At 66.4% G+C, this 12909-nt stretch carries 11 protein-coding genes and 1 pseudogene; 2 read left to right on the top strand and 10 right to left on the bottom strand.

The genetic code is table 11. The annotated features are described in order from the left end of the window. Positions 1 to 12: 12 nt before the first annotated feature. Positions 13 to 996, bottom strand: coding sequence for a sugar ABC transporter substrate-binding protein (locus ACT9TC_RS10990; protein ID WP_458040541.1), 984 nt, complete (start codon positions 994 to 996; stop codon positions 13 to 15). 160 nt (positions 997 to 1156) lie between these two features. Here ACT9TC_RS10990 and ACT9TC_RS10985 point away from each other — a divergent pair, with 160 nt between their 5' ends. Then, positions 1157 to 2341, top strand: coding sequence for a Gfo/Idh/MocA family protein (locus ACT9TC_RS10985; protein ID WP_458040540.1), 1185 nt, complete (start codon positions 1157 to 1159; stop codon positions 2339 to 2341). Between the two features lie 49 nt (positions 2342 to 2390). Here ACT9TC_RS10985 and ACT9TC_RS10980 read toward each other — a convergent pair whose 3' ends face one another. Genes ACT9TC_RS10980 through iolC form a run of 8 tightly spaced genes read right to left on the bottom strand, consistent with a single transcriptional unit; the run spans position 2391 to position 11512 of the window. Then, positions 2391 to 3176 (bottom strand): TIM barrel protein, encoded by a 786-nt coding sequence (locus ACT9TC_RS10980; protein ID WP_458040539.1) that lies wholly within the window; start codon positions 3174 to 3176, stop codon positions 2391 to 2393. A gap of 14 nt (positions 3177 to 3190) precedes the next feature. Continuing rightward, a complete protein-coding gene (gene iolG / locus ACT9TC_RS10975; protein ID WP_458040538.1) occupies positions 3191 to 4201 on the bottom strand; it encodes an inositol 2-dehydrogenase in 1011 nt (336 codons plus the stop codon). Positions 4202 to 4234: 33 nt separating this feature from the next. Then, positions 4235 to 5152 (bottom strand): sugar phosphate isomerase/epimerase family protein, encoded by a 918-nt coding sequence (locus ACT9TC_RS10970; protein ID WP_458040537.1) that lies wholly within the window; start codon positions 5150 to 5152, stop codon positions 4235 to 4237. After that, positions 5149 to 7089 (bottom strand): 3D-(3,5/4)-trihydroxycyclohexane-1,2-dione acylhydrolase (decyclizing), encoded by a 1941-nt coding sequence (gene iolD, locus ACT9TC_RS10965; protein ID WP_458040536.1) that lies wholly within the window; start codon positions 7087 to 7089, stop codon positions 5149 to 5151. The genes ACT9TC_RS10970 and iolD overlap by 4 nt, the downstream gene beginning before the upstream one ends. Beyond that, complete coding sequence (iolB, locus tag ACT9TC_RS10960; RefSeq protein WP_458040535.1) at positions 7089 to 8021, bottom strand: 5-deoxy-glucuronate isomerase; 933 nt, start codon at positions 8019 to 8021, stop codon at positions 7089 to 7091. Before iolB ends, iolD begins: the two co-directional genes overlap by 1 nt. Before the next feature lie 44 nt (positions 8022 to 8065). Then, positions 8066 to 9634, bottom strand: coding sequence for a CoA-acylating methylmalonate-semialdehyde dehydrogenase (locus ACT9TC_RS10955; protein ID WP_458040534.1), 1569 nt, complete (start codon positions 9632 to 9634; stop codon positions 8066 to 8068). A 20-nt stretch (positions 9635 to 9654) separates the two neighbouring features. Further along, on the bottom strand, positions 9655 to 10554 hold the full coding sequence (locus tag ACT9TC_RS10950; protein ID WP_458040533.1) for a class I fructose-bisphosphate aldolase: 900 nt from the start codon (positions 10552 to 10554) through the stop codon (positions 9655 to 9657). Between the two features lies 1 nt (position 10555). Continuing rightward, a complete protein-coding gene (iolC, locus tag ACT9TC_RS10945) occupies positions 10556 to 11512 on the bottom strand; it encodes a 5-dehydro-2-deoxygluconokinase (protein WP_458040532.1) in 957 nt (318 codons plus the stop codon). Between the two features lie 149 nt (positions 11513 to 11661). Between iolC and ACT9TC_RS10940 the strand changes: the two genes are divergently transcribed. After that, positions 11662 to 12423: a GntR family transcriptional regulator gene (locus ACT9TC_RS10940; protein ID WP_458040531.1), complete on the top strand. Its 762-nt coding sequence runs from the start codon at positions 11662 to 11664 to the stop codon at positions 12421 to 12423. Between the two features lie 95 nt (positions 12424 to 12518). Here ACT9TC_RS10940 and ACT9TC_RS10935 read toward each other — a convergent pair. Continuing rightward, positions 12519 to 12794, bottom strand: a pseudogene (locus tag ACT9TC_RS10935) (LysR family transcriptional regulator); the annotation flags it as partial. Positions 12795 to 12909: the final 115 nt, after the last annotated feature.

Below are 12909 nucleotides of genomic sequence, written 5' to 3'. Positions count from 1 at the left end.
CCGATCGGGTCCTTATCGAGTGCCGTTGGCTGCGAACTCAGCGACGGCGGCTGCGTTCTCGGCGGTCACGAAGGCGGGACCGGAGTAGATGGCCTGTCCTCCGCCGATGTCGTTGCCGTTCGTGCTCTTCAGGTACAGGGCGGTGATGCCCATGAAGCCCTGCACGTAGGGCTGCTGGTCAACGGCGAAGAGGATCTTCCCGTCTTCGACCGCGGCCACGACATCCTCCGACAGGTCGAAAGTGGCAATCTGCGCAGCACTACCGGACTCTTCCACGGCGCCCACGGCGTCGATGGCGTACTGCCCACCGAGTGTGAGGACGGCATCGATCGAGGGGTCGGCCTGCAGTTTGGACTTGATCGTCGCCTTCACCTCCGCGTCGTTCGTGCCATCCACCTGGAGGTTCTCCATCGATCCACTGAACGCGTCCGTCGCGGCCTTGCACCGCTCCTCGAGCCCGACGTTGCCGGCTTCTTGGATCACGCAAAGTGCTTTGGTTGCGCCTTCGTCGCTCAGGCGCTCGCCGACGGCGGCACCGGCGATCGACTCGCTCTGCCCGATGTGGGTGATGGCGCCGAACTCTGCGAAGCGCTCGAGGCCCGAGTTGATGGTGACGACGGGGATGCCTGCTGCGACGGCCTTCTCGACGCTCTCTTGGACGCCGTCCGGGTTGGCCATGGAGACGACGATCCCATCGACCCCCTGTGCGACCGCGTTGTCGATGAGCTGCGACTGCTTGGCGGGGTCCGGGTCGGAGTTGTATGTCACGTCGGCGCCGTAGTCAGATCCGGCCTGTTCCGCGCCGGACTTGACGCGATCCCAGAACGAGTCGCCGGGCGACGAGTGTGTGACGACGGCGTAGGTCAAGCCCTTTGAGGCGGTGTCTCCGCCGCCATCGGAGTCGGGTGCTGCTTCTTGGCCCGTTCCCGAGCATGCGGTGAGCAGCAGCGCTGCGGTCACGGCAAGCCCGAAGCCGGCGAGGAGGCGCTTCTTCATGTGATTTCCCTTTCGGTGAGGACGCTGTCTTCAGCGATCATGGCGTCCATCTGACGACTGTGTCGGGATCGAGTGTCGCACCCGTCCCGGACTTTGTCAATACATTCTGTCAACGGGCCTATCGCGGTGTACTGTGGGCCGCAGAGAAGGGATGATCTCAATGACCTCGAGAAACCACATCGGAGTGGGACTGGTATCCGTCGGATGGATGGGGCGGCTGCACTCGCGGGCCTATCTTGCTGCGCCACGGCACTACGCCGATCTCCCCGCGCAGACCGAACTGGTCATCGCGGCCGATCCCGACCCCGACAGTCGGAGCCACGCATCCACGAGCCTGGGCTACCGCGAGACCACCGACGACTACCGGGCGGTTCTCGCGCACCCCGACGTTGACGTCGTCTCGATCTGCTCGCCGAACTTCCTCCACCACGAGATCGCACTCGCGGCGATCGCGGCAGGAAAGCCGTTCTGGATCGAGAAGCCGATGGGCCGCGGAGCGCACGAATCCGGGGAGATCGCTCGCGCCGCAACCGATGCGGGCCTGGTCACCTCGGTCGGCTTCAACTATCGGCACGCGCCCGCGATCGCCCATGCACGGCAACTGGTGCGCGATGGCGCCCTGGGGACGATCACCAACGTGCGGGTCAGCCTGCTGGCCGACTACTCTGCCGACCCGGAAGGCGCCCTGACATGGCGATTCAACCGCGAGCGAGCGGGAACCGGGGTGTTGGGAGATCTTCTCTCCCACGGAGCCGATCTCGCGCAGTACGTCGTCGGGCGAATCGCCTCCGTCAGCGGCCTGACCGAGACATTCATCCGAACGCGGCCCCTCCCCTCGGCTGGCGCCGCAAGCCATTTCAGCAAGGGATCGACCGATGGCCCGACCGGTGCGGTAGAGAACGAGGATTACGCCGCCATCATCGCGCGCTTCGAGGGCGGGGCAGTCGGCGTCCTCGAGTCGAGTCGCGTCGCAATCGGCCCACGCGCCGAATATCGGCTCGAGGTGTACGGCACGAAGGGCTCACTCCGCTGGGACTTCCAGCGCCTCAACGAGCTTCGGTTCGCACAGGACACATCCGGCTACCGCACGATCATGGTCGGACCGGGTCACGGCGACTTCGCCCTCTTCCAACCGGGCGCGGGCACCAGCATGGGGTTCGATGACCTCAAGACCATCGAGGCTGCGCTGTTCCTGAGATCTGTCATCGAGAACCGTCAGCTCGCGCCATCGGCTTCGGATGCGTGGTCCGCTGCGGAGATCGTGGAGGCAGCCTCGACCAGTGCCGTATCCGGCGCGTGGGTGGACGTCGCCACCGTGACCGGCAGCACAACGTACGACGCCTGAACGCAGAGAGAGGGCGCCCGGTCACGCCGGGTGCCCTCCCTCTGTTGCTCTAGCCTTCGAACGCCGCCTGGAATGCATCCAGTGCGGCATCGGAGTCCTCACTTGCCCACGCTTCGAGGCCGATGACGCCCGTGTACTCCACGCGGCGCAGAGCTGCGGCGATCGCTTCGTAGCGAATCTCCCCCGTCCCGGGTTCGCAGCGTCCAGGCACATCCGCGATCTGGATCTCGCCGATCCAGGCGAGCGCGCGCTCCACGAGTTCGATGAGATTTCCCTCGCCGATCTGCGCGTGGTAGAGGTCGAGGTTCAGTCGCAGTGCGGGAGAGTCGACAGCCTGGACGAGTGCGAGGGTGTCATCGGCGCGAGCGAACGGTGTTCCCGGATGATCCACCGCCGTGTTCAGATTCTCCAAGGTGAAGACCCGCCCCGCGCGCTCACCGAGCTCGGCGATTTGGCTGAGGGTATCGGCGGCGATGAGCCACTCCGCACCCGACGTCGCCTCCTGGGGCCGAACCGGCAAGCCCTGCGAATCAAGCCCGGTCCCGTGCAGATTCAGCCGTGGGGAATCGATCACATCGGCCATCCGAAGAGATTCCTCGGCCGTCGCGAGCAACTCTGCGATGCCGTCCTCCGTGGTCAAGTCACCCCGCAGATATCCGGTCATTGACGAGAAGGTCGCCCCCGTCGCGGCAAGCGCCGGCAGATCCTTCGTGCTCCAATCCCAGATCTCCACCTCGAAACCACGCTCATGAAGTCGCTCCACCCGCTCGACGAACGGAAGGTCGCGAAACAACATCTCTGCGGAGGCCGCGAGTCGGTAATGCGATGCGCTCATGTTGCTCTCTCGTCTCAGCCGAGGTCGACCGGCACGATGACGCGCTCGGTGGCCGATCGCTGTGCCGCGTCCGCGAGAACCAGAGCGGCGCGGCCGTCCTCGAATGTCGGGCTGGTGGATTCCTCACCGCGGGCGAGCTTGATGAACTCACGAAGCTCGGCGGCATAGGCCACCGAGTACCTCTCCAGGAAGAACTCCTCGTAGGGCGGCTTGGCCTCGACCGCGGTCGCCGTGGAAAGGCTGACCAGGCTCGACGGTGCGTTCGCCACCTGCAACATTCCGATGCCACCGAACGCCTCGATGCGCTGGTCGTAGCCGACGGCGCTGTGGCGCGAATTGACGATCGTGATGATCGCGCCGGACGCCGCCCGAAGGGTTGTGACGGCGGTGTCGAAATCGCCATGCTCCCGGGCGCCCGGGTCGAAGGTCCTGGTGCCGACTGCCGAGACTTCGACGATCTCTGGCAGGAAGAACCGAGCCATGTCGAAATCGTGGATCGTCATGTCGCGGAAGATACCGCCCGACACACCGACATAAGCGGCGGGCGGGGCGGACGGGTCGCGGCTGATGATCGTGAGTTGCTCCAGCGCACCGATCTCACCCGCGGCCACGCGGGCACGCGCGCTCGCGAATGCCGGATCGAAGCGGCGGTTGAAACCGAGCGCCACCGGGACCCCCGCGGCGGCGACCTTAGGACGCAGAGCGTCGACCCGCGCGATGTCGAGATCGATCGGCTTCTCGCAGAGCACGGGGATTCCGGCATCCACCGCCTGAGAGATCAGATCGACGTGCGTGGCCGTCGGAGAAGCGACGAGGATCGCGTCGACCTCACCCGAGGCGAAAACCTCATCGGAGTTGTCCGTCGCCGTGCCTCCGTAGAGGGCCGCGACGCGGTGCGCGCCGTCGACGAACGGATCGGCAATCCACGTGAGGATGGCGTCGGGATCGGCGGCGATGCTCGCGGCGTGCACCTGGCCGATGCGCCCGGTGCCGATGAGGCCGAAGCGGAGGGGTGACTGGGACATCTGTGTTCCTTGTTCTGTCGTTATCGTCGGGGTTTAGAGCCAAGCCCGGAGGGCCTCGCGGTTCACGAGCTGGTCGGCGCCCCGTTCGGCGCGGAAGTCGCTGATCGAGATGTCCGGGCCGTTGAGGACGTCTTGCTCCACGACGACCCAGCCATCGAAGCCGCGCTCATCGACCGCATCCATGACGGCGGCGAGGTCGATGTCGCCGCGACCGAACGCGACGAACGAGCCGGATGCCCAGACCTCCGGCATTCCTCCGCCTGCGGCGAGAACGCGCTGCAGTTCGCCGAGGTCGACGTCTTTCAGGTGCAGGTGGTTGATGCGGTCACCCCAGCGATGGACCGCCTCGAGCGGATCGCCTCCCGCGATGAAGAGGTGGCCGGTGTCGAGCGTGAGGTCGACGTCGACGTTCGCGAGAAACCGGTCGATCTCATCCGGCGACTCGACGAAGGTGCCCGCGTGGTGGTGGAAGGTCGGCTCGAATCCGGCGGCCCGCACCATCGCGGCTGCGCGTTCGGTGTTCGCGACGAGTCGTTCCCACGCGGCGTCGGCGAGAGGGTCGACGGCAGCGCCGCGCCCCGGGGCTGCACGACGGGCAACCGAGCCGTCGTCCGCGAGCGTTGGGAGCGGGAGTCGTGCCGGACTGTTCTCGGCAGCGTCGGAGAAGACCCTCATGGCGTCGCGAAGGTCGGGCAGCGACGCCTCGAATGCCTCGTCATCCGAGAACGGAAGCTGCACCCATCCGCCGGCGAGCTCGAGCCCGTGGCTCTCGAGCCTGCGACGAAGTTCTGTGGAGCGACCGAAGTAGCCCAACGGGCCGAGGTCGACCCCTCCGTAGCCCGCTTCGACCAAGACCTCGAGCATGTCGTCGGGCGCGATCGTCTCGGCGCCCTCGGGGGTCATCTCGAACACCCCGAAGCTCACCGGGGCCCCGGCGATCGAGGCCTTCATACGCCGGCCTCCTCACCGAGGAGCGGCCGCTGAGCGGTGCGCTGCTGTTCGTATTCGCCGCGCGCGCGCCGGGTGGAATCGAGCGTCGACACTTCGGGCACGGGCACGTCCCACCATCCTTCGCCACTCGGCGAGTACAACAGCGGGTCGCTCTCGATGTGAATGAGCGTCGAGCGATCAGAGGCTTTGGCAGCCGTGACCGCCGCCGAAAGATCCGCGATCGCGGAGGCGGTGGCCGCGATCTCGACGACATCGATCCCGTAGCTGCGGGCGTTCATCGCCAGATCGACGGGCAGCACCCGCTCGCCCTGGAAGTTACGGGTCGCGTCGTCGTAGAGCCGGTACTTCGTGCCGAAGCGCTCGGAGCCCACGGTCTCGGAGAGATGACCGATGGATGCGTATCCGTGGTTCTGAATGAGGATGACGATGATTTTGATGCCCTCGGCGACCGCCGTCGCCAGCTCCGAGCTCAGCATCAGGTACGAACCGTCGCCGACCATGACGATGACGTCACGGTCGGATCCGTCAGCAAGCGCACCTCGCTTGACCCCGAGCCCACCGGCGATCTCATACCCCATGCAGGAGTACGCGTACTCGACGTGATAGCCGAGCGGATCCCGCACGCGCCAGAGCTTATGCAGATCGCCGGGGAGCGATCCCGCGGCCTGCACGATGACATCCTCGGGGCCGCTCGCGGACTGTACCGTTCCGATGATCTCGGTCTGACCGGGAAGGGCAAGGCCGGAGGGGACGAAAGCGGCATCGACCGCGGCATCCCACTCGCTCTTCTCTCGGGCGATCCTCGCGCGGTAGTCCGCCGCAACTGCGAACCCCTCGAGCTCGGCCGAAAGCTCCACGAGCGCCTCGCGCGCATCCGCGATCACCGGGAGCTGCGTGCCGTGCTTGTAGGCGTCGAACGCGGCCACGTTGATGTTGACGAACCGCACGCCGGCGCTCTGGAAGGCGGTCCGCGAAGCCGTCGTGAAGTCGCTGTACCGCGTGCCGATGCCGATCACCACGTCGGCCTCGGCGGCGATCCGGTTCGCCGCGGTGGTCCCCGTCGCACCGACCGCCCCGAGGTACTGCGGGTGGTCCCACTGCAGCGATCCGCCGCCGGCCTGCGTCGTACCGACGGGAATGCCGGTCGCTTCGACGAGCGCGCGCAGATGTTCCTCCGCGGTCGAGTAAAGAACGCCACCCCCCGCGACGATGAACGGTCGCTTCGCGCCGCGGATCGCCGCGACCGCGCGCGCGAGGGCATCGCGCTCGGGCCGCGGACGACGGATGTGCCACTCGCGGTCCTGCAAAAAGGCGAGCGGCACGTCGAGGCTCTCCGCCTGCACGTCTTCCGGGAGCGCGATCGTGACCGCGCCGGTCTCTGCGGGGTCTGTCAGCACCCGCATCGCGCCGAGGGCGATCGAGTAGAGCTGCTCGGGGCGCTGCACGCGATCGAAGAACTTCGACAGCGGGCGGAACGCGTCGTTGACCGTCAGGCCGATGTCCCAGGGCTGCTCGAGCTGCTGCAGCACGGGGTCGGCGACCCGGGTGGCGAACGTGTCGCTCGGCAGCAGCAGGGCGGGCAGGCGGTTGGTCGTGGCGAGGGCAGCACCGGTCAGCATATTGGTCGCACCGGGACCGACGGATGCCGCGGACGCAAAGGTCGCGCGACGGCGATGCATCCGCGCGTAGCCGACGGATTGGTGCACCATCGCCTGCTCATTGCGGGCCTGGTAGTACGGCATCAGATCGGGCTGATCGACGTTGGCCTGCCGAAGCGCCTGACCGATCCCTGCGACGTTGCCGTGACCGAAGATGCCGAACACGCCGGGGATCGTCCGTTCCCGGATGTCGCCATCCACCGTCCACTGGTGGGCCAAGAACTCGATGAGCGCCTGGCTGACCGTCATCCGTTTCGTCGCCTGCTTCGTCGCCGCCATCAGTGGTGGCCCTTCTTCTCGTTCGTGTCGGACTTCTCGTTCGTGTACGGCAGACGGGGGTCCACCTCTTGCCCGGTCCAGGTGTCGCGCACCCAGGCGTGGGCCGGATCATCGCTGATCAGCCAGGCACGGTCGGGGTCAGGGCCCGCCATGACGTTCAGGTAGTAGAGGTCGTAGCCCGGAGCTGCCACCGCGGGGCCGTGATACCCGTAGGGCACGAGCGCGATGTCGCCGGTTCGCACCATCGCGTTGATGTCGATATCGCCCGCCGACGACGAGTACGTGCTGAACATGCCGAAGGCGTCGGCATCCGTGGCCTGCGAACCTTCAATGGTCGCGGCCTCGAAGTAGTAGATCTCTTCCAGCCGCGACTCGTGGCCGGGCACATGCTCATCATGCTTGTGCGGCGGGTAGGACGACCAGTTCTCGGCCGGGGTGATGACCTCGCAGACGATGAGGCGTGCCGCATCTAGGGCCTGCGGAGTTCCGAAATTGTGCACCTGACGGCTGGATCGACCGGCCCCCCGCAACTCGAGCGGAGTCTCTGCCGCCGTGATGTGGCGACTCGGCCGGACATCGGTGGTGGGCGACGTCGCGACGGCGACGCGCCCCGCACCGGTGATCGTCGCCGTCGAGGCGGCAGAGAGATACAGCACGTCTGTGGGACCGTCGAAGACCGAGGACCTGCCCGCGAGCACCGTGGTCGTGGCTATGCCCGCCTCGGCGTGCGTCACGGTGAACGACCCCGATAACGGGACGACGATCCGCTCCACACCCGTTTCGGGCAAGGTGAGTTCCTCCCCCGGCGTCAGATGCGTAACGCGCAGCCCCGTGTGCTGCCATCCCGGAGTGGAACCGTCGACGACGCTCTCCCAGCCGTCACGCGCAAGCGCGCCTCGGCGGTGGAACCAGCGCTGGTCGGTGGTGCTCATGCTCTGCTCTCGTCATCGGCGGCGATCAGATGCCGCGGGTGCGTTCAGTTGTTCTGCGGGAACCCGAGGTTGATGCCGCTGTGCTCGGAGTGGTGCCGCGTCGCGGGGTCGAGCCACCGGCTCGTGATCGCCTTCTCACGGGTGAAGAAGTCGAACCCGTGCACACCATAGGCCTTTGCATCCCCGAACAGCGACGACTTCCAGCCGCCGAACGAGTGGTACGCCACCGGAACGGGGATCGGCACGTTGATGCCGATCATCCCCACGTGCACCTCGTTCTGGAACCGCCGCGCGGCGCCGCCGTCGTTGGTGAAGATGGCCGTCCCGTTTCCGAACTGTCCCGAGTTGATCAGGTCGAGGCCCTCCTGGAAGCTCCGCACGCGGACGATCGAGAGCACCGGGCCGAAGATCTCTTCCTGATAGGCCCGGGAGCTGGTCGGAATGTCATCGATCAGGGTCGGCCCGAAGAAGAAGCCGTCCTCGCGCCCCTCAACGGAGAATCCTCGGCCATCCACGACGATCTTCGCGCCGTCCTGCTCGGCAATATCGACGTAGCTCGAGACCTTCTCGCGGTGCACATCGGTGATGAGGGGACCCATGTCAGGCTCGCCATCGGCACCGCCCGCCCCGTCGCCGATGCGCAGACGTCCGATGCGCTCGGTGATCTTCTCGATCAGCTCGTCGGCAACCGGCTCGACCGCGAGCACGACCGAGATCGCCATGCAGCGCTCGCCCGCCGCGCCGTAGCCGGCGTTGACCGCCTGGTCGGCGACCAGGTCGAGGTCGGCATCCGGCAGCACCAGCATGTGGTTTTTCGCGCCGCCCAACGCCTGCACCCGCTTGCCGTGGCGGGATGCGGTTTCGTAGATGTACTGCGCGATCGGGGTCGACCCGACGAACGAGATCGACTGCACGATGGGACTTGTCAGCAGCCCATCCACGGCCAGCTTGTCGCCCTGCAGAACCGTGAAGACACCGTCGGGAAGACCCGCCTCTTTCCACAACCGGGCGAGCCAGAGCGCCGCAGACGGGTCCTTCTCCGAGGGCTTGAGCACGACCGCGTTGCCCGCCGCGATCGCGATGGGGAAGAACCACATCGGAACCATGGCCGGGAAGTTGAAGGGGCTGATGATGCCCACGACCCCGAGGGGCTGCTTGAGCGAGTAGACATCGATTCCGGTGGAGGCGTTCTCGGTAAAGGCGCCCTTGATCAGGTGCGGGAAGCCGGTCGCGAGCTCGACGACCTCTTGTCCGCGCAGGATCTCGCCCATCGCATCCGAGACGACCTTCCCGTGCTCGTTCGTGATGATCTCGGCCAGTTCGAGCTTGCGGGCGTTGAGCAGCTCGCGGAACGCGAACAGCACGGCCTGCCGCTTCGCGATCGAGTAGCCGCTCCAGAGCGCGTACCCTCGCTCGGCAGAGGCCAGCGCCTCGGCGATCTCGGCCTCATCGGCGAGGGCGACGGATGCCGTCCGGCGCCCGGTTGCCGGGTTGTAGACGGGCGCGGTCCGACCACTCGTGGAGGGGCGCTCGGCGCCGTCGATCCAGTGAGAGATGACGCGGAGGTCGATGGCGTCGTCGGTCGTGGCGGGGGTGGTGTCGGTTGTGCTCATGACGGTTCCTTCTGTGCGGGTCAGAGGTCGAGGTGGACGAGGCCGGCGGCGGTGTCGACCGCGGCCGCCACGTCACCATCGGGCGGGTAGAGGAGGGTGCGTCCCACGGTGAGCCCGCGGACGCCGGGGAGAGAGAGAGCGTCCTCCCACGAGGCGAATGTCTCGTCGGGGTCCACACCCGAGTCCCCTCCGAGGAGGAGGGTCGGCATGGTCGTTGCCGCCATGACCCGCTCCATGTCCTCGACCACGGGCAGCTTCATCCAGGTGTAGGCGCTGCTCGCGCCGAGGCCGGACGCGATCGCAATCGACTGAATGACGGCATCCGTCGACAGGTCGTTGATGATGCGCCCGTCGGACCACAGGCTGATGAACGGCTCGAGCATGATCGGGAGCCGAGCAGCCGCGGCCTCGGTCACAGCGCGTGCGGTGGCATCGAGCGTCGGCGCCGTTGCCGGGTCGGCCAGGTTTACGCGCAGAAGCGTCTTGGCGAAGTCGATACCCGAGGCGACCATGGACGGCACGTCGTAGCCGGTGAAGCGGTCGTCCATCTCGAATGCCGCCCCGCGCAGGCCTCCGCGGTTCATAGAACCCACGATGATCTTGTCATCCAGCAGCCCGAGAGCCGCGAGATCGTCGATGATGTCGGGGGTGCCGAGGACCCCATCGACTCCCGGCCGACTCAGGGCGATAGCGAGGCGCTCGAGCAGCTGATTGCGGTCCGCCATCGCGTGCGGGTCGGCGCCGACCGCGAGCGCGCCGCGGGCCGGGTGGTCGGCCGCCACGATGAGCAGTCGCCCATCGCCACGGAGCACCTCGCGACGCCTGCGCTTGTGGAGCGCCTCATTGATCGCTTCGGGGCGCTCGGCGCGGAGGTCGCGAAGGGCGGCCAGATCGATTGTGGTCGGTGGGGTGATCGTCATGTCACACGCCCCTTTCGAGGATCTTCTCGATCTCATCCGTGTACGGCATCGCGGTCGAGCACTCGCGGCGGGAAGCGACGATGGCACCGGCGATGTTCGCAAATCGAAGGATTCTCTCGAGCCCCCACCCCTCGAGCAGGCCGTGGCAGAGCGCCCCACCGAAGGCGTCACCGGCGCCGAGTCCGTTCACGACGTCGACGAAGTACGGAGGCACCTCGACGCTCTCGTCGCAGGTCTTTGCCAACACACCCTTCGGGCCCTGCTTGACGATCGCGAGCTCGATGCCTCGCTCGAGAAGAGCATCCGCGGCGCGATGCGGGTCGGTCTCGCCGACCGCGACATCGCACTCTTCGCGATTGCCGACGGCGACCGTGACCTGGGCGAGAACGGGGGCGATCTGATCCGACGCATCCTGAGGCGTCTGCCAGAACATCGGCCGATAGTCGAGGTCGAGCACGGTGTGCGTCGCGCGGGCGCGCGCATCGAGCGCGACGTGGTGCGCTTCCCGGCTGGGCTCCTGGCTGAGGCCCGTGACGGTCATCCACAGGACTCCCGCACCGCGAACGGAGTCGAGGTCGAGCTGAGCCGCATCGATATTGAGATCCGGCGCCTTGGGCTCGCGGTAGAAGTAGAGCGGGAAGTCGTCGGGAGGGAAGATCTCGCAAAAGGTGATCGGGGTCTTCAGCGACGGATCTGTCGCGACGCCGCGGGGATCGACGCCCAGGCGCGAGAGCTCGGCGAGAAGGTAGCGTCCGAACGGGTCATCGCCGACTCGCGACACCAACTGGACACGGCGACCATGCCTGGCCGCGGCAACCGATACGTTCGCGGCGCTGCCGCCGAGGTACTTGCCAAACGTCTCGACCTGCTCAAGACCGACCCCGTCTTGCAACGGGTACAAGTCCACGCCGAGCCGGCCGAACGCCAGGACGTCAGGGGAAAGAATCGTCTCAGTCATACTCCGCTGTACAACTCACTTTCACATCAGATGATTATGTCCTAACAATAGCACATGTACCCCGGCGCGCAACGGTTGATACAACAAAGGGGGCCTTAGGTAAGGTTGTCGGGACATGAGCAGCCGCGATCAGCGCTCGAGAGGATTCCATGGCCACCGAGGAGACCTACTGGCCTGACGAGCTCTTCGAAGACCTGGATCGCACAGGACCCATGCCCCTCTATTTCCAGGTCTCGAGCCGACTAGAAGCGGCGATCACGTCAGGCGCCATCCCCACGGGCGCGCGCCTCGAGAACGAGATCGCGATCGCCAAAAAACTGGGCCTGTCGCGACCCACCGTGCGGCGTGCCATCCAAGACCTCGTCGACAAGGGCCTACTCGTGCGGCGACGCGGTATCGGCACGCAGGTCGTCCAAGGGCAGGTCACTCGCCAGGTCGAACTGACCAGCCTGTACGAAGATCTGCAAAGCGCAAACCACGACCCCGGAACGCGGGTGCTGGATCACGGGATCATTGCCGCGTCGGATAGCGTCGCCACAGCCCTCGGCATCGCCGCCGGAGCCGAGGTCGTCTATGTGCGCCGCCTCCGCAGCACGGATGCCGTGCCCGTAGCCGTGCTCGAGAACTTCCTCCCGACCGAATTCAGCGACGTGACCACCGAACAGCTCGAGCAGCGTGGGCTCTATCAGATCCTCCGCGCGCGCGGAGTGACGATCCGCATCGCCAAGCAGAAGATCGGCGCGCGACGAGCACACGGAGACGAGAGCGAACTGCTCGACATCGACCGGGGCGGACCGGTGCTGACCATGGAACGCATCGCGTTCGACAACTCCGGACGAGCAATCGAGTTCGGCCACCACTGCTACCGACCCGACATGTACAACTTCGAAACCACCCTTGTCGCGAAATAGATTCGAAGGCATCCAGCTGGCTCAGGCCGCATGCTGCTCCTCGAGCGCGGCCTGAGCACGCGAAGACATGGGCTCGTGACCGATCCGGCTCAGCCCTAGCCGAGCAGCACCACCCCGAAGCCGGCGACGACGGCGCGCACTTCATTGAGGTACCGCTGTGCCTGCTCGGTGAGGGGTATCGCGGAATGTCCGATCCAGCCGATCTCGATGCGTTCTTCGACGTGGAGCGGCACGGCGATGATCTCGGGGTCGAGGTCATCGCTGATGATGCCCGTCGAAATCGTGTAGCCGCCGAGCCCGAACATGAGGTTGAAGATGGTTGCGCGATCGGAGACCCTGATCTCCTGCTTGCTCGACAGGGGGGAGAGGATTGAAGCGCCCCGGGTTTGATGGAGGCTCTCGAACCTGTGAAGGATGAGAGTCATGGCAGCACCACGGAAGTACAGTGAGGAACTGAAGGATCGGGCGACGCGGCTCGCGCTGGAC

The organism is Microbacterium sp. HM-570, assembly GCF_054165885.1.
This window is presented reverse-complemented; position numbering and strand designations above follow the sequence as displayed.